Genomic DNA, 16,573 nt, shown 5'->3' with positions numbered 1-16,573 from the left:
CTGGGCAGCCTTCCATGTCCAGCAGTTCAGACTTCCCTCTCTCCCCTGGGAGAAGGGCTGGGGGTGAAGGCTCTATCATCTTCAATTCCCAGGGATCCCTTGTCGGCTGGCAGGGGAGTTTTGGATAGAGGAGACTGTAGTTGCCAGCGCCACAGGATCCCGGCCATGATCAAGGTGGGCAAAACGATCATCCCGATCACCACCGGTATTTGCTCCGGCAAGGCCAAGTAAGGGCCACCATATTTGATGGCTATGCTGATTCCGGCGGCAGCCAGCATCAACTTCAGGGCAAACCAGACTGTTTTTTGATTCATGACTTATGGTCACTAAATTCACGATGGGCTGGGGTTGCTGACCATGGCAGTGAGAATGCCGGCAATGGTTTCTAGCTCCTCAGGTACCCGATACAGCGTTAAGTCTTGTTTGATCACCTGCTGATCGGCAAGAATTTGTCCGAACTGCCAGATAGACCCCATCGTCACTGCACCGTAGATCTGAGCCTGCTGCTCCACCTGCGCCAGGGCAATCATTTCTACAGCCATTTGCACAAAGGCTCGCGTTAGATCGTCCTTTTTGGCTTCAACCACCAGCAGGATGTTCTTCCCTCGCAACAGATAATCGAGGCTGCCCTTCAACCAATTGTTGACCATCAGGGGATACTCCAGCCGCAAAGGAACTCGACAATGGAGAGCCACTTCGGTCAGCACAGGAGCCACCAGCAATTCCCGCCGCGCTGTTTCGCTGGTGAGGCTAACCAAAGGTAACAATTGTCGGATCCGATCTTTCAAAACTGGGGTTTGCGGCGGCGCAGGGGCAACAGGCCATGTCCACTCCCCAATTTCCAGTTGATAGCCGAACTGAGCCAAGATTTCATCTGGCTCGTAGGGCATCTCAAAATAAGAGCGAAAAGTATAGGATTCGTCTTCTTTAAGAATGGAGATGTTCAGCATCGGGTTCAGGAGAAGCCACGCTCAGTCCGGCACAGCTAGGGCTGCTTCAATCCGCTCTTTCAGGGTAGTCACCACTTCTTCAATGGGAATTTCCGTGGCTTGGCCGCTGGCCCGCTCGGTGAGTTCCACCTTGCCCTGTTTGAGGCTGCGCCCTGTGGTGATGCGGTAAGGGATCCCGATCAGATCCGCATCTTTGAATTTCACCCCGGCCCGCTCGTCCCGGTCATCCCAGAGGGTCTCGATGCCGGCAGTAGCGAGATCTTGCACCAGTTTTTCCGCCACGCTCATCTGCTCGGGGTCGGAGATGTTGGGCACTACCACCACCACATGATAGGGGGCAATGGCCACGGGCCAGATGATCCCGTTGGCATCGTGGGACTGTTCCACCGCCGCCTGGGCCAAGCGGGATACCCCAATGCCATAACAGCCCATCCAGAGGGGCTGCTCGGATCCCTGTTCGTCGGTAAAGGTGGCCCGCATCGGCAGTGAGAACTTGAGACCCAACTGGAAGATATGGCCGATCTCGATGCCACGAGCCGTTTCCAGAATCTGGTCGGGGTTGAGTACAGAACGATCCCCCGCTTGCGCTTTGCGCACATCCACCACTTCCGGCAGGGGATATTGCTCGCCCCAGTTGGCCCCCACCACGTGCCGCCCCACCTGGTTGCTGCCGGTCACAAAGTTCTGCAGCAGAGCTGCCGTCTGGTCGGCCAAGCGTAAGATCTGGGGGGCAAGGTTTTTCTGCGGGCCCAAACAGCTATCCGGCAAATCAGGAGCGATGTAGCCCACCGGGATGGGATCCCCCTGCCAACTGTTTTGGATCTCGGCATCCGCCAAGGTGAGCTTGAGCAGCTTGTTGGCTTGGTAGCGCTCTGCCAAGCGGCTGAGGTGGTTGGCCAGTTTGACCTCATTGACTTCTTGATCCCCGCGGATGCTCAGTAGCACTGCCACCCGCAGGCCGTTGTCGTAGAGGGCTTGGTAGAGGACGTTTTTAACGATCAGGGTAGAGGAGATTTTTAGGAAAGCGGCCAGCTTCTCGATGGTTTCGGTTCCCGGCGTATCCAGAACCTGGAAGGCGGTGTAGGGAGACTCTGCCGCTGGCGGCGGGATGGAGACGGCCTTCTCCACATTGGCAGCATAGGAGCCATCGGGCGTGTAGAGAATCTCATCTTCTCCGGCAGAGGCCAGCACCATAAACTCCTGCGAGGCCGCCGATGGCCCCCCGATCGCCCCGGCATCAGCATCCACCACGCGAAACTCCAGCCCACAGCGCCTGAGGATGCGGCTATAGGCTCGGTACATATCCTGGTAGGTCTGGCGCAGGCTTTCCTCGTTGGCATGGAAGGAGTAGGCGTCTTTCATGATGAACTCCCGCCCTCGCATCAGGCCAAAGCGGGGTCGAATCTCATCCCGGAACTTGGTCTGGATCTGGTAGAGCGTCTGCGGCAACTGGCGATAGGAGCGGATGAGATCCCGGGCCAGCAAGGTGATCACCTCCTCATGGGTGGGGCCTAGGGCCTGCTCACGTCCCTGGCGATCCTTAAGGGCAAACATGATCCCTTCCGCCTGGGTGTACACCTCCCAGCGGCCCGACTCCCGCCAGATCTCTGCCGGCTGCAGCTGGGGCAAAAGACACTCCTGAGCGCCGATGGCGTTCATCTCCTCCCGGACAATCTCCGAGATCTTTTGCAGCACCCGCCAGAGGAGCGGCAGATAGGTGTAGATCCCTGGGGAGAGCCGCCGGATAAAGCAGCCCCGCAGCAGCAATTTGTGGCTGGGCAGCTCGGCCTCAACGGGATCCTCCCGCAGCGTTACAAACAGCATCTGGCTCAGTCTCTGGCTCTGTTGCATCCATTCCCCCCTCTGAGGACTCCGTCCCGCTTACGCGATCAGCTCAAATTTTCCCTCCCTGTCTGGGATCCTCTGCCCGAGAACACAGGCCTGACCGGCAGGCCAACCTGAAGTGCCTTGATGAAGCTAGACAGAGGCCAGCGTCCGCCGCTTGGTGACCATCTGGTACACCTCGATGATGTCGCCTTCCTGCCAGGATTGGAACTTGTCGATGCCGATCCCACACTCGAAGCCCGCAGCCACTTCCCGCACATCGTCCTTGAAGCGCTTCAGGGAGTCGAGACGTCCCTCGTAAACTACCTCCCCTCTGCGGCGAACTCGCACCAGAGCATTGCGCTGCACCTTGCCCGAGAGCACATAGCTGCCGGCAACCGCACCGCGCCCGATGGGGATCACCATGCGCACCTCCGCCTGACCCAGCGGCTCCTCTACTTCTTCCGGCTCCAGCAGGCCCTCCATGGCCGCCCGCAGATCGTCCAGCAGGTTGTAGATGATGTCGTACTCCCGCACATCCACGCCCTTGTCATCGGCAGCCTGGCGGGCGCCGGGGGCCAGGGTGGTGTTGAAACCGAGGATGATGGCGTCGCTGGCCGCAGCCAAATCCACATCGGTTTCCGTGATCTCGCCAGGGGCCGCCAGCAGAACCCGCAACTGGACTTCCTCTTGGGGCAAATCCCGCAGCGCTGTCTGAATAGCCTCGGCGGATCCCTGGACATCCGTCTTGATGATCAAGTTCAACTCCTTGAGCTGACCTTCTTGGGCTTTGGCGGAAACGCTACCCAAGCTCACGCGACGAGACAGCAGCGCCTGTTGTAGACGGGTTTGCCGCAGCACCTCCGCCCGCTCTTGGGCAATGCGACGGGCCTCTTTTTCGTCGGTGTAAACCTGAAACTCATCCCCGGCTGCCGGGACTTCATCCAGGCCTAGCAGTTGTACCGCCGAAGAGGGCCCGGCTTCTTGCAACCGCTGGCCGCGGTCGTCCATCATCGCTTTGACCCGGCCCAGCACTGCGCCGGCCACCAGGGTATCCCCCACCCGCAGAGTGCCATTTTGCACCAAGAGGGTAGCCACCGGCCCGCGAGCTTTGTCCAGGTGGGCCTCGATCACCGTGCCACGGGCGGGACGGTTGGGGTTGGCCTGCAGCTCCGCCACGTCGGCCACCAATAGGATCATCTCCAGCAGAGCATCCAGGTTACGGCGGGTGAGAGCGCTCACCTCCACCATGGGCGTGTCGCCACCCCACTCCTCTGGCAATAGGCCGTGCTCCGCCAACTGCTGCTTGATGCGCTCTGGCTGGCTGCCGGGCTTGTCGATCTTGTTGATGGCCACGATGATCGGCACCTGAGCCGCCCGCGCATGGCTGATCGCTTCCAGAGTTTGCGGTTGTACCCCATCGTCGGCGGCCACCACCAAAACCGCAATGTCGGTGACGCGGGCTCCCCGGGCGCGCATGGCGGTAAAAGCCTGGTGGCCAGGAGTATCCAGGAAAACGATGCGCCGCTTCTGGCCTTCAAAGTTCACATCCACATGGTAGGCACCGATGCGCTGGGTGATCCCGCCAGCCTCTCCCTGCGCCACTTTGGTGTCGCGGATGGCATCGAGGAGAGTGGTTTTGCCGTGGTCCACGTGGCCCATGATGGTTACCACCGGCGGACGCGAGACCAGATGGTCGATGTCCTCCACATCCAGCATTTCGGTTTTTTTAGCCTCGGGTTCTGCCTCGGGTCGGCGAATCTCATAGCCCAACTCTTTGGCCACCGACTCGGCCAGCGACTCATCCAAGACCTGGTTGATGGTCACCATCACCCCTTTGAAAAAGAGGGTTTTGATGATCTCAGTTTCGGCCACGCGCAGGCGATGGGCCAATTCCTGAACGGTGAGGCTGCCATCCAAGAGCAACACCTTCTCTTCGGGCAAGGGCTCTGTCCCGCTGGCGCGATCGGCAGCACCAGCCTCAGCGGAGGTAGGTTGCTGCTGCGAACGAGCAGCAGGGCGGGGGCGGGCGGTGGGAGCAGCCGTTGCCACGGGTGGGCGATAGGAAGGAGGCTTGGCGGTGGGGCGAGCCAAGGGCTTGAGGGCGTTTAGCTCAGCCTGCTTGACCGCTGAAATGATGGTCATGGGATCCAAATCCAAACCATCTCCATCTCCTTCCCCCCGTCTCCGACTGCGTTTGCGTTTGGCTTGGACGCGGGCAGCCCGCCGACTGAGAGCTTGTAGCTCGTCGTCCTCTTCTTCTTCCGTTTTGCGCTTGACCTTGGGTGGGGTAGGTCTTACGGGAGCCTCCGCCAACACTGGGCTGGGACGTTCCCCAGGGATTCTTTCTGGCAAGGGAGAGGCAGCATCTGGGTCAGGGGGAGCCGGCTTGGCCACAGGACGGGTAGGGGGCCCCACCAATTCCATCCGCCGCTGCGGACGAGGAGCTTCACCGACTTTGCTGCTGCTGACACTGTCTTCTTTGGTTGCCGGGGAGCGCGTGCCAGGGCGAACGGGTGCGCTCACCAGTTGTGGACGGGGGCGCTGCGCAGGTGGAGGAGAAGGAGCTTTTTCTTCCGCAGGCTGAGGAACGCGGGCGTGGCTGGGGGATGGTGCTTCTGAGGGGCTGGGGCGACTGGGCTCGGGAGCTTTTTGCGGCGGTTCAGGCCGCTCTGCCGGCGGTTTTGTCCCGGAGGTAGCTCGTTGAGGGGGCGAGAGTACAATTGGGCGCTTGGCCACAGGACTGGGCTCCGAGCCGCTGGCTTTGGCCGTGGCAGACTCAGAGGGAGTGGGAGGGGTTGCCGGTTGAGAAACAGTCTCCGGCTTTTGGGTGGCCTCAGACGAGCGGACAAGAGGGGTAACCTGCCGCCGCGGTGGGCCTATGAGCTGAGCACCACCAGCCGATCCCTTTTCGGGGGAGACTCGCTCAGGTCGAGACAGCGAGGGCTTGGCAGCCGGCAGAGTTTCAGCAGTCTTGGCTTCGCCAACTGGAGCTGGCTGCTGAGCGGGCGCGGGCCGACGAATGCCGACGATCGCGCTGGCGGTGCCGGGAACTTTCTGCTGAGGGCGCTCACCGACTTTGGCTTCAGCAGGAGGCTCCGGCGGCAGGCTTTCAGATGGGGGTTTGGGCCGGGGTCGAGGAGGTTTCACAATGTGGGGGGCGCCCAGCTTGCTGCGCACCAACTCAGCTTGCTCCGGAGAAATGGTGCTGCTGTGGGTTTTGAAAGGGATCCCCAGTTGCTCACAAACCTCCAGCACATCCCGACTGTCACGCCCCATCTCACGGGCAATATCATAAATTCGAACTTTATCGGTCATTCGTCTGCTAGCCTCTGCTCCTTTACTTCTCGTCAGTTTTACTATCCAAACTCAATGGGAACCAAGTTATTGGGTTGAGCCGAACCTTTCGGGCTTGCGGGGGCTTCCTCCGGCGCATCGAGAACAGCTCGGCAATCCTCCGGGGATCCGGCCTGAAGGGAACCCAGGTCTGAAGCTGCTCTGGCAACATCCACAGGGGACATCCAGTAAAGCAACCGAGGAAGAACGAGCAAATGTCAACAGCGCCTCCAGAATAACCTCTCTGCAGTTCATCCCACTTGGCCTCAGTTTTCCAGCCAACTCCCATTCTGACAGTTGAGAGGGGCTGCCGTGTGGTTCGCAACTTAGCGAACCTGAAGAGGCGCTTTGAATATCTTACCTACATTGGGAATACCTCTAAGGCTCAGGCTTTTGGAGGAGATGCCCCTGGGAATCTTGCTCAAGAGAATCCAGCAGCCGTTGGAACAACGAGTCAGGCACCGGTGCCTTGAGAGCTCTGCTGATTTGCTGCTTGCGTCGGGCTGCCTGCAGACATTCCAGCCGACGACAGACATAGGCAGAACGCCCCATACCCTCATCCAAAAGCACTTGGTGGGAATCAAATTGCCTGACCAGCCGCCACAGTTGTGAGCGAGGAAACAACTGGCGACAGCCTACACAACGGCGCAGCGGATCGGCACCCGGCAAGAGACTCTATCCTGCTGGTACACTACAAGCAAGCCCTATCTAGCCTACTCCAAATCTGGCGCCTGCGATCGCAGAAACTCAAAGAAATACTCCACCAACTGGGGATCCCGCCAACCCCTGTCTGTTTCTTCCCGCAAGATGCTTATGGCCTCTTGAACGGTGAACGCTCGCTTGTAAGGTCGCTCTGAGGTGAGGGCGTCGTAGATGTCGATGATCTGAAAGATGCGGGCCACCAGGGGGATCTCTTCCCCCTTGAGGCCGTCGGGATAACCGCTGCCATCCCAACGCTCGTGGTGGTGGCGGATGAGGGGCAACACCTCTTTCATGGTGCGCAGTGGGCGGCAGATTTGCTCCCCGATCAAGACATGGGATTTCATCACCTCCCACTCTTCCGGCGTATGCTTGCCTGTTTTACCCAAAATGGCATCGGGTATGCCCACTTTGCCGATGTCGTGCAGGTAACCTCCCCACATCAGCACCTTGATCAGGGGACGGGGCAGATGCAAAAACTCGCCGAAGCTCTTGGCCATTTGTGCCAGGCGCTCACAGTGATCCCCGGTGGTGGGATCCCGGCTTTCCACACTGCGGGCAATGGCGAACAAAACCTGAGCAGCATGATCCAAGTCTTCATTGAGGTGCTTTTGGCGAACGAGGGAACGCACCCGCGCCAACAATTCCGACTCGTCAAAGGGCTTGCTCAAGAAATCATCTGCCCCAGCTTCAATACCGCGCACGCGATTTTTGTGATCGCTGGCCGCTGTAACCAATACCACCGGGATCAAGCGTGTCTCATCATTCGCTTTGATGCGTCGACAGACCTCGAACCCATCTAACCCCGGCATCATGACATCCAGCAAGATCAGATCCGGCTGGAAGGTTTTCAACATTTGCAGGGCTTGATTGCCGCTTTCGGCCTCGCTGACCCGATAGCCAATGCTCTGCAGCAGATCCCCCAGCAGCAGGCGGCTGTTGGGCTGATCATCGACGATCAAAAGATGACCGATCTCTGTCTCATCCGCCTCATCCGCAGAAGGTGTGACAGGGATCCCAACTGTCACGGGCATCTTGGGCATCTCGAGTTTGGCGAGTTGGGCACAGGAAAAGCTGGTCACTGCAGGATCCCAGTAGCAACACCTCTACGGTAATCCCATCAGAGAAAAAAGAGCATCAGGCTTTACACTGAGCTGCTCCGGGAAAGGGAAGGGTTTTCTGATACATTTACGCTGAACACTGCTGAACATCACTGTTCAACTATGCAGCGATAGCATTCTGTTTGTTTCCAAACAGAATGGCGGTATCCCGCAAAGCTTTGAGTAGAATACCCAAAGCGCAGTTTCCGTGTCGTCTTACTACCAATTTTCTGCTTTGCTTTGGCTACCATGTTGGCAGACTCGAAAGTAAACAGAAAGATCAACTGGTAGTAATCCGTACTGAACATATTATACATTATTTTCAGTATAGTTGAGCTTATTATTGACTAGAGTCATGCTCCCATCAACCCAGGGCTTTGTGAGCAATTGTACAAAGCCTAGATATCCTGGCAGCCTCCTTCTGTTTAGTCTGATACAGATGCTCCGGAGAGTGGATGCCCCAGTCAACTCCCCAGGCTCCTACGTCAGCTTGCCAGTTGAGTGTCGGGCCCGGTATTTGGCCCCCGGAGTACCGGAGAGTGCTGGGTTCTCTATGAATGCAAAATGAATGCAAAGGCCGAGAATTACGGCCCATCAAGAAATTAAGGGGCACAGCAGCAACACTTCTCTGGGAGAGGGGCTGGGGCTGATGGTCTGTTGAGAACGGGCTTGGAGTGGATGCACCTGAACTGGATGGATCCAATCCTAACTTGGGACTCTCGAATCGATTACTTGTTGAGAAAGTCCCCCAGATTGAGGATGGTGTTTTGCTCGCTGACGATGGCTTGGATGTCGTCGGGCAAGTTGCGGACATACTCGAGCTGGATGACGTTCGGGTTGCTGCGCAGCGCTTCCCCTTTGAGGGCGATGGCTTGGGCCTCACCGCTGGCTTTGACAATCATTCGTTGTTTGATGAGTTGAGCCTGCTCTACGCGAAACACTTCTCTTTGCTTCTCTTGCTCGGCAATTTGTTTGGCTTCGATGGCCGACTGAAACTCTTTGGAAAATTCCACATTGCGCAAGAGCAAGCTCTGCAGCACCAGCCCTTCTGGCTGCATTAGGCGAGAGAGCTCAGCGGCAATTTGTTCTTGGATTTCAGCTCGTTGCTCAGAATAAACGCCAATGGCCGAATAGCGGGCGATAACATTGCGCACCACGGCTTGGGAGGCGGGGCGAATAATTTTGTTCAGGTAATCGGGGCCTACATTGCGATGGATTTCGGGAACCCGATCCGGATCCAGGCGATAGCGCACCGAAACATCCAGATCCACCCGTTGCCCATCGGCAGTGAGAGCGGTGAGGGTATCGTCGGCTTTGACGCTGCGCTCTTCACTTCGGCTGGTCATGTTGTAGGTTTGGGTGCGCACATCGTAAAGGGTGGGGAACTGCAGCACCGGAATCAGCAGATGGATCCCCTCGCGGCGGGGAGTCATTTCCACTCCCGTGAGGCGGTTGAAGATGACGGCTTCGTAGCCGGGTTGGACAACCAGCAGACAACGGGGCAGGAGGGTCAGCAGCGCCAAAAGCAGGCCCAGCAGAGGCAGAAAGCGCGAAGTCTTGCGGTCAAGACTAAATGGTCTAGGGCGTCGCATGCGCATGGGCAAGGGCTCCGGGATCCAAGAGCTTTTTTATCTTAAGGGGTGTGCTGGCTAGCTCAGCACCCAGCGCTGCAGGGCAATGCCCAGCAGCAGGCCAAGGCCGCCGAAGCGTACCACCTGCCAAAAGGTAGCGGGGACAGGATTAAACACCTCTAGCACATAAGCCTGCAGGCGTTGCTCCAGTTGACTGGCTTCAGCTTGGATTTCGGCCCATTGTTCAGGGGAAAGCTGGGCTACGCGCTCCAATTCTCTGAGGTCGGCAAGACGAGCCTGGAGACTCTGGAGTTTTTCCTGCAGAGCCTCGAGAGGATCAAAGGGATCGGGATTGGCCGTCACGGCTGGGCTTTTGTGGGGGGGTAGGCTTGGGGAGAACGGGATCCGGCAAATCCGGTTTGGATCTCGTTGAAGGGTTTGGCTTTGATCACCCCTGGGGGAACGGGATCCAACTTGAAGAGGGCGCGAATAGCGTTTTCCACCTCGGTGATGGGGCGGTTGCCGACGGATTGATAGACGATATTTCCCTCTGGGTCGAAGAGGAGGGTTTGAGGCACTTGTCCGGTGTAGTATTGGCCGCGCTCGTCGCCGGGCAGGAGGGAATCGACGGAATAGGGGATGAAATAGACCCCCAGCCCGTAGCGAACCTGCAGGTTGGCAATGGTGGCGGCGTATTTTTTGCAATCGCTACTGTCATCGATGTAGTACACGAGGAGGGCCGGGATCCCTTGCTCTTTCGCCTGCTTCAAGGAAACGCGGGGGGGGATCATGCCGCCATTGGCCCCGTAGAGGGCAAAGATGTTGCCATCGTAACGGTCGTCGTTGAGCAGGGCGCTGGCGGGAGGGGAAAACCAACCTGTCAAAGCGATGAGCAGAGCCACCAGGAAGATACGAAGCAACAGCATGATCTCATCCTCTTCTGAGAAGGGATCCTCGGCGATCCATCTTTAGAAGTAGGGAACACCCTCATTGTGCCATCTGGCGCTGACGCTGCCCCGTTGCCGTTCAACACTGACGCAACCAAGAGCAGCTACAGCCTCAAGCAGCAAAATGAATGCGCAGGTAGTCTTCTTCCATCTTGGCGCGGGCCGGGGTCATGGCCGCTAAAGTCTGGGGCAGAACCAAGTTGCGGCGGTGGTTGCCGATGCGGATGTTCAGCTCATCCCCGGTTTTGGTCAATTCCACCCGCTCTTTCGGGATCCCGGGCAGGTAAAGATCCAGTCGGTACTGGCCGTTGTCGGTCACCACATTCAGGGTTTGCTCGGCATAGAGCACGTCCGCCGGGTTGCGATCCCCCCAGAGGTCTTTTTTCAGGCGGGCTAGGGCGTCCCATCCCACCAACTCCTCGGAGTACAGCGGGATCTCGAAGACCGGCAGGGGGGCAAAGTTTTCGTGGATTTCCTGGCGATATTTCTGTTGGGCTGCCTTCCAGGCGGCAAAGTAGGGATCCACCACTCCATCGGGCAAGATGCGGTTGGCAATCACCAAATCGGTGGCCACCCCGTAGAGGCTGAGGTAGGCGTGGGCCCGCAGCGATTCTTTGATCACCATCTTTTCGGGGTTAGTGACCAGCCGCACTGAGGTGATGCGGTTGTTGGTGAGGATGCGCTCCAGCCGCTCAATCTTCTGATAGAACTCATAAGGAGCATCCAGCACCTGGTCATTGGGCAGCGGGATCCCGGTCAGCCCCTTCACAATCGGCTCGGCAATAGGACGCAGCATTTGCGCCAGCCCCTGCAGGGGTTTGTAGAACCTGCGCATGTACCAGCCAGAAACATCCGGCAGGCTCAAGAGGCGCAGGGCCGTGCCTGTAGGGGCCGAGTCGATGATCAACACATCGAACTTGCCTTCGTCGTAATGGCGATTCACCCGCACTAGGGCAAAGATCTCATCCATCCCTGGCAAAATCGCCAGCTCCTGTGCCTGCACCCCATCTAGCCCTCGCGCCTGCAACACCTGGGTAATGTAGGTTTTGACGGATCCCCAATTCAGCTCCAGTTCGTTGAGGGCGTCCAGCTCCGCCCCCCAAAGGTTAGGTTTGACCTCGACCGGCTCATGGCCCAAGGGCTGATCGAAGCTATCGGCCAGAGAGTGGGCCGGATCTGTGCTCAGCACCAAAGTTTTCAGGCCAATCTCGGCACAACGCCAGCCGGTCGCCGCCGCCATCGAGGTTTTGCCGACTCCACCCTTGCCGGTCATGAGGATGATGCGTTGCATGAGAGTGCCATTTACATTCTTTTACATCCCTAGCCTAACCGATTTGCTGTGCTCTTCGAGAGGCAGCCAAGGGGCTGAGGTGCAGCCAGCGGGTAAACTATTCATTTGATTACCAAATGATTGCCAAAAAGCTGATGGCAATCATGGCCAAGAAGTCAAGCCTGTTGCAGGCATGTGGGAGGTATGTGATGATCTGTCGCTGGCGGAGTGTGTTGCTGGTTGCCATCCTGACATTGGGGCTGTGGCTGGGATCCCTTTCTGTGCAAGCGGCTGCTGGCCTGCCCCGAGAGCTGCAACAACTGGAGCAACAGGTAGAGCGGCTGCAAAGCCTGGTGGAGGCGGAGGACTGGTTGGAGATCCGCTCCTACATCCACGGGCCGATGGGACTCACTCGTAAGACCTTGACCGGCCTGGCGGCTACCCTGCCAGATAAACAAAAGCGGGAAGTGCTGCGCCTGGCTAAGGAGATGGGCCGCAGCTTAGAACAACTAGACTTTGCCGCCAAAGCCTATGACCAACCCGAGGTGGAGGCAGCCCAGGCCAAGGTGAGAAAGACCTTGCAGGCGCTGGAGGCTGTGTTTTCCTAGTGAGGATCCCTTCTCTCTTTGGCGACTTTGGCGATATGGTGGTTTCAAGTTAGGGTGAGACGCCTAGGCCACTGATCGCGCCAGCGGGACGGAGTCCTTGAAAAGCCTTCTGGCCCTGCGCATTCAAGGTTTTGGGTGCGGATGCAGGGCCCTAGTTTGAATCGAAAACGCAGTCATTTCAAGTAGTGTAGTCATTTTTTAAACAGGTAATGAAACATTTCTGTCGCATTGGTCTCTAACTCCCCTCTCCCTCTGGGAGAGGAGCTGGGGGTGGTCGCGGCAGCGGCGCGGAGCGTTTGGGGAGTGTCTCAATCTAGTTTGAAATGACTGTAATTTACAAACAGGCTGTAACGGCTGCTACTTACAGCGGATGTTGCATCAGCCAGAAGCCGGCGAAAGACTGGGCCCTAAGATCGGTTTGAATGGCAAGAAAGTGGAGCCCCTGGGCCTGCTGCTGGCGCTGGGCAAAGACTTCTGCCTCTGTTCGCAGTGTTTCATCTCTCAATTGTGCAAACAGATAACAATCGTTGAGGCCCGCCTCGAGCAGTAGCCGTCCGTCTGCCACACTCAAGTAGGCGGGTTCCATACCGCTCATCCAGGCTGCCATCGGCAAAGCCCGCTGCGAGGTAATCACCAAGCCGGGAATGAGGGTGCTCCGCACCACTGGTGCCAATGTGTCGGGCGTCAAAGTGTCCCAGGCAACCGGAAAAAGCTCGCCAAATTCTATCGGCCAGGCGTCGGCTTCCCGCAGATCCTCAGCTCGCAAGGTCACGAAGGCCCAGCGTTCTCCCTGCAACTTGTCCGGCAGACGGATGGGATCCGGCGGATCCGGATCCACAGGAGGTTCGGGGCTGTAGGTAAACTGAGTCTCTTGAGGGTAAACCTGCTCTGCCCGTTCTCGCATCCAAGCTTTGAGGGTGTAAACGCGACGACTGGGCAGCATCGGGATCCCAACCGCATCGCAGGCCCGTTGCAGGATGGAACTCATGCGGGCTCGAAACACACGAATGGCCGAGGGAGGCTGGGGAGCCGCTTCGAGGTAGCTCCGCAACTGTCGTGCCACCCAGGTGCTATTCACCTCTTGGTTACTGCAATACTGCGCTTGGCGAAACCGGCCGGTGGGATCGCATACCAACAGCTCCCAAACCCTTCGGTTCTGCTCATCCCGCAGGGGGACGGCGTTGAAATCCATCTGCCAGATAGGGCCGCGCGCAGGGCCAGAACGCAGGGGTTGAGTGGCCAAAGGTTCCTCCTGTTTGCACTACATGCCACTTGAGCGGGCCGGGGATCGTTCGCGCGAGCGGTGGGAAGCACTGTCCCCGACCAAGGCCAATTCCCGCTCCCCGAAAATGGCGGAAGCGTTGCGGTAGTACTTAAACTCCAGCAGGTTATGGAAGGGATCCTGCAAAAAGAAGGTGCCATGCTCCAAGGGGGTGCCAACAAAGCGCCAGCGCGGCTCTTGATAAAAGGGCAAGGCCCGCGCCAAGGCACGGTCGGCCAGCGCCTGCCAATCCCCTTGGGTAGGGAAGATCAGGCCAAAATGACGAGGGTAGATGCCCCGCTGGGGCGTCAGCTCTTCGTGGGTGAGGTGGGCCACCAGTTGATGGCCGTACAGGTTAAAAATAACGGCAGCAGAGGTTTCTCGACCGATCTCACAGCCCAAGCCATCGCCGTAGTAGGCCTTGGCCAAGGCAATATCGGCAACTGGAAAGGCCAGATGAAAGCGGATGGGTTCCATAACGTCGCTCCTAAAAAGCCACCAAAAGTGCCCCACCAGCCAACATCAGAGCCAGCACCCCGAGCTGTGGGGCTTTTCCCCGGCTAATGGGATCCCCGCTCTTTTCAAGGTAGGCGATCTTAGAGCTGCTGCAAGGTGGGATCCCTTCCCGAGCCCGAGATAGACTATACGCCTTTGCGCAGGAGTGCCAACTGCTCGGATGCTATAACACTAGCTGGGGTGTTACCCCCGTGGCCCAGTCTGCAACAGACAACTCGGTGTGTTGAGAGCGTTGAAGAAAGGAAAGGGCAATCTTGGCTATGACCAGCATCTGGATTGAGCAGCGCCGCCGCGAGGATGAATCTCGCAACTTTTTTTGGATGGTGGCGCTGTCGCTGCTGCTGCACGTGCTGGTGCTGCTGGGATTGCTCCACTTGGGGCGGCTTTGGCTCACTCGCGAGCCAGAACAAGAAGCCATTGAGTTTATCCTTCTGGATCCAGAAGATCTGCAGCCCCCAGAGGAAGCAGATCTGGTTTCAGAAGTTGATTCCCGCGATGGGGGTGAGCGGGTAGAAGCCCCTCCGTCTCAAGGCAGTCCACCTCAATCTCAGGCCGCCCCTCCCCAGGAGGCCCCTCCGCCGCCGCCGCCAAGACCCCAACCACCGCCACCGCCTGCCCCTGTTCCACCACCACCTGCCCCGGCTGCAGTTGCCCTGGCAACCCCAACTCCAACCCCTCCACCCAAGCCCACGCCTACCCCAACCCCCGCTCCCCCTCAGCCCACCGCGACCCCGACTGCGGCACCGCCCCCTCCCACGCCTGTCCCCAGACCTACTCCGACCCAAACTCCACCGCCTGTGGCGGCTGCTCCCTCCCCAAGGCCCACTCCCCCGCCGACTGCGGAGCCCTTGCCCATACAGCCAAGCGAGCGGGTTTCGGATCCCAGCCAATTGGCTCCCGTTCCGCCCGCTCCGCAACCGGTGACAGAGGTTCTTCCCGCCCAGCGGCCCTCTGATTCTTCCCAGTTGGGACCTCCGGTCAGTGCTTCTGCTCCCAGCAATGGGGCCGGGATCCAGGGCAGTGGAGCTAGTGGATTGGCCAACCCCACCCAATCCGCTCCCAATCCCCCCAGTGTGGCAGCGCGGGCCAATGTGGATTGGGGTCCTTGGCTGGCCGCTTTGCAGCGGAAAGTGGAGCAAAATTGGATCCCTGGACAGACCGGCACCTCGCGTCGCACGGTGGTGATTTTTACGGTGGGTCGAGCTGGCGATCTGCAGAGCATTCGCCTGGGGCGCACGTCTGGCAGCCAACAAACAGACGATGCAGCGCTGACGGCTATCCAGAGGGCAGCTCCCTTCCTGCCCCTGCCTGAGGCTTACGAGGGCAACTCGGTGACGATTAATTTCACCTTTGATATCAACGTGCTGGGCCAGTTGACTGTAGGGGGATCCGCCAAGTAAACTACCCGACCCTGACTGCTTCGCGGTACAGAGTAGGCTTTTAGTAGCCCTGCAGTTAGTAAACTAACCACGGACCTCTGGGATGGTTTACGACACCCCCAATCGACCGTTACCAGTGCCTTAAACAACCGTTTCTGGTGTCCGCAGTATTATTATTATATCACAAGGCAAGTGAAGTTGTGTATTCCTCCCGATACTGACTTAATCTGCGCTGGTGCTGCTTTAACCTCCTTTCGCTGCGTCTGAGAAACTTTGGACACTCCAGCTTGTTGCCGTGCTGGTCAGTGTAGAAAGCCTTCCAGCCCAAGTCAACGCCAATAACATTGCCTGTGTATTCTCCCTGCTCCTTGCGCTCCACATCCAAGCAGAACTGGGCATAGTACCCATCTGCTCGACGTATCACCCGCACCCGACTGATCTTGGATTCAAGAATCAACCGCCTTGCCTCTCCGTTGCAGTACAAGGCGAATGTTCCTGCGTTGAAGCCGTCGGTGAACGTGATGGACATGCCGTCAGGAGACAGCTTCCAGCCGGACAGCTTGTACTCGACCGACCGACAGTTCTTCTTGAACTGCGGATAGCCTTTCCTTGGCTCTTTGTTCTTGCAACGGCGGTAGAAGTTGGAGAGGGCAGACCAAGCTCTTTCGGCACTAGCTTGACGGGCGGCAGAGTTGAGCTGGCGGGCGAAGGGGAACTCTTTGGCCAAGTCCTTGCAGAGGGAATACAGAACCGCTTTGGTCGCGCCCCGGTTATCCATCCAGTACCGTAGACACTTGTTTTGCACAAACTGCGCAGTGCGAATGGCTTCATCCAGAGCTTGGTACTGCTCTGCTGTGCCGTTGAGCAGCTTGGCTTCTCTGACCAACATATTGCTATTTTAAAGTGCTACGCACCGCTACCGCGAACAGCGTTCCTGAAGGGATAAAACGGTCTGCGCCTTACATCCCTACCCTCAAGGGCAGGGCTTTACGGCGTTTTTTCGGTAAAACCGCAGGGAGCGCTCCAGGTTGCCGACGCGGATCATGGTGTGGAGAAGGCGCATGGCACAAGCTCCGAGAAATGGGCGATGCTGCACTTATTTTAGTCTTTGA

The 16,573-nt window shown here is 58.1% G+C and carries 15 protein-coding genes; 2 read left to right on the top strand and 13 right to left on the bottom strand.

Annotated elements, in window-relative coordinates:
- Positions 1-26: 26 nt before the first annotated feature.
- The 10 genes from ACVW0C_RS03840 to ACVW0C_RS03795 form a co-directional block, all read right to left on the bottom strand.
- Positions 27-314, bottom strand: coding sequence for a hypothetical protein (locus ACVW0C_RS03840; protein WP_457384397.1), 288 nt, complete (start codon positions 312-314; stop codon positions 27-29).
- A gap of 18 nt (positions 315-332) precedes the next feature.
- Entirely contained in the window at positions 333-950 is a 618-nt protein-coding gene (locus tag ACVW0C_RS03835; protein ID WP_457384396.1) for a hypothetical protein, read from the bottom strand.
- Between the two features lie 21 nt (positions 951-971).
- Complete coding sequence (locus ACVW0C_RS03830; RefSeq protein WP_457384395.1) at positions 972-2,801, bottom strand: proline--tRNA ligase; 1,830 nt, start codon at positions 2,799-2,801, stop codon at positions 972-974.
- Positions 2,802-2,927: 126 nt separating this feature from the next.
- Positions 2,928-6,092, bottom strand: a complete 3,165-nt coding sequence (infB, locus tag ACVW0C_RS03825) for a translation initiation factor IF-2 (protein WP_457384394.1) — start codon at positions 6,090-6,092, stop codon at positions 2,928-2,930.
- 396 nt (positions 6,093-6,488) lie between these two features.
- Positions 6,489-6,779, bottom strand: a complete 291-nt coding sequence (locus ACVW0C_RS03820; protein ID WP_457384393.1) for a YlxR family protein — start codon at positions 6,777-6,779, stop codon at positions 6,489-6,491.
- 44 nt (positions 6,780-6,823) lie between these two features.
- Positions 6,824-7,843 carry an HD domain-containing phosphohydrolase gene (locus ACVW0C_RS03815; protein WP_457384392.1) on the bottom strand — a complete coding sequence of 340 codons (1,020 nt, stop codon included), beginning with the start codon at positions 7,841-7,843 and terminating at the stop codon, positions 6,824-6,826.
- A 794-nt stretch (positions 7,844-8,637) separates the two neighbouring features.
- The gene (locus ACVW0C_RS03810) at positions 8,638-9,507 is read right to left on the bottom strand and encodes a prohibitin family protein (protein ID WP_148202707.1); all 870 of its coding nucleotides are present in this window, start codon (positions 9,505-9,507) and stop codon (positions 8,638-8,640) included.
- A gap of 51 nt (positions 9,508-9,558) precedes the next feature.
- On the bottom strand, positions 9,559-9,843 hold the full coding sequence (locus tag ACVW0C_RS03805; RefSeq protein ID WP_457384391.1) for a hypothetical protein: 285 nt from the start codon (positions 9,841-9,843) through the stop codon (positions 9,559-9,561).
- Positions 9,840-10,406: a thylakoid membrane photosystem I accumulation factor gene (locus ACVW0C_RS03800; protein ID WP_457384390.1), complete on the bottom strand. Its 567-nt coding sequence runs from the start codon at positions 10,404-10,406 to the stop codon at positions 9,840-9,842. The genes ACVW0C_RS03805 and ACVW0C_RS03800 overlap by 4 nt, the downstream gene beginning before the upstream one ends.
- A gap of 133 nt (positions 10,407-10,539) precedes the next feature.
- Positions 10,540-11,718: a TRC40/GET3/ArsA family transport-energizing ATPase gene (locus tag ACVW0C_RS03795; RefSeq protein ID WP_457384389.1), complete on the bottom strand. Its 1,179-nt coding sequence runs from the start codon at positions 11,716-11,718 to the stop codon at positions 10,540-10,542.
- Positions 11,719-11,861: 143 nt separating this feature from the next.
- Between ACVW0C_RS03795 and psbQ the strand changes: the two genes are divergently transcribed.
- Positions 11,862-12,305 (top strand): photosystem II protein PsbQ, encoded by a 444-nt coding sequence (psbQ, locus tag ACVW0C_RS03790; protein ID WP_414417142.1) that lies wholly within the window; start codon positions 11,862-11,864, stop codon positions 12,303-12,305.
- A 361-nt stretch (positions 12,306-12,666) separates the two neighbouring features.
- Here psbQ and ACVW0C_RS03785 read toward each other — a convergent pair whose 3' ends face one another.
- Positions 12,667-13,548 carry a Tab2/Atab2 family RNA-binding protein gene (locus ACVW0C_RS03785; protein ID WP_011432767.1) on the bottom strand — a complete coding sequence of 294 codons (882 nt, stop codon included), beginning with the start codon at positions 13,546-13,548 and terminating at the stop codon, positions 12,667-12,669.
- An 18-nt stretch (positions 13,549-13,566) separates the two neighbouring features.
- Positions 13,567-14,043, bottom strand: a complete 477-nt coding sequence (locus ACVW0C_RS03780; RefSeq protein WP_414382198.1) for a VOC family protein — start codon at positions 14,041-14,043, stop codon at positions 13,567-13,569.
- 299 nt (positions 14,044-14,342) lie between these two features.
- Between ACVW0C_RS03780 and ACVW0C_RS03775 the strand changes: the two genes are divergently transcribed.
- On the top strand, positions 14,343-15,482 hold the full coding sequence (locus tag ACVW0C_RS03775) for an energy transducer TonB (RefSeq protein WP_414388802.1): 1,140 nt from the start codon (positions 14,343-14,345) through the stop codon (positions 15,480-15,482).
- A 160-nt stretch (positions 15,483-15,642) separates the two neighbouring features.
- Here ACVW0C_RS03775 and ACVW0C_RS03770 read toward each other — a convergent pair whose 3' ends face one another.
- Positions 15,643-16,350, bottom strand: a complete 708-nt coding sequence (locus ACVW0C_RS03770; protein WP_457384388.1) for an RNA-guided endonuclease InsQ/TnpB family protein — start codon at positions 16,348-16,350, stop codon at positions 15,643-15,645.
- Positions 16,351-16,573: the final 223 nt, after the last annotated feature.

The sequence above is a fragment of the Thermostichus sp. OS-CIW-26 genome (assembly GCF_054058395.1).
The sequence above is the reverse complement of the archived record's forward strand: the minus strand, read 5'-3'. Positions and strand labels throughout refer to the sequence as shown.

Bases quoted from the DNA above. Each gene is read 5' to 3' on its own strand.
- ACVW0C_RS03840 (WP_457384397.1), bottom strand. From the start codon at position 314: ATGAATCAAAAAACAGTCTGGTTTGCCCTGAAGTTGATGCTGGCTGCC.
- ACVW0C_RS03835 (WP_457384396.1), bottom strand. From the start codon at position 950: ATGCTGAACATCTCCATTCTTAAAGAAGACGAATCCTATACTTTTCGC.
- ACVW0C_RS03830 (WP_457384395.1), bottom strand. From the start codon at position 2,801: ATGCAACAGAGCCAGAGACTGAGCCAGATGCTGTTTGTAACGCTGCGG.
- infB (WP_457384394.1), bottom strand. From the start codon at position 6,092: ATGACCGATAAAGTTCGAATTTATGATATTGCCCGTGAGATGGGGCGT.
- ACVW0C_RS03815 (WP_457384392.1), bottom strand. From the start codon at position 7,843: ATGCCCGTGACAGTTGGGATCCCTGTCACACCTTCTGCGGATGAGGCG.
- ACVW0C_RS03810 (WP_148202707.1), bottom strand. From the start codon at position 9,507: ATGCGCATGCGACGCCCTAGACCATTTAGTCTTGACCGCAAGACTTCG.
- ACVW0C_RS03800 (WP_457384390.1), bottom strand. From the start codon at position 10,406: ATGCTGTTGCTTCGTATCTTCCTGGTGGCTCTGCTCATCGCTTTGACA.
- ACVW0C_RS03795 (WP_457384389.1), bottom strand. From the start codon at position 11,718: ATGCAACGCATCATCCTCATGACCGGCAAGGGTGGAGTCGGCAAAACC.
- psbQ (WP_414417142.1), top strand. From the start codon at position 11,862: ATGGCCAAGAAGTCAAGCCTGTTGCAGGCATGTGGGAGGTATGTGATG.
- ACVW0C_RS03780 (WP_414382198.1), bottom strand. From the start codon at position 14,043: ATGGAACCCATCCGCTTTCATCTGGCCTTTCCAGTTGCCGATATTGCC.
- ACVW0C_RS03775 (WP_414388802.1), top strand. From the start codon at position 14,343: ATGACCAGCATCTGGATTGAGCAGCGCCGCCGCGAGGATGAATCTCGC.
- ACVW0C_RS03770 (WP_457384388.1), bottom strand. From the start codon at position 16,350: ATGTTGGTCAGAGAAGCCAAGCTGCTCAACGGCACAGCAGAGCAGTAC.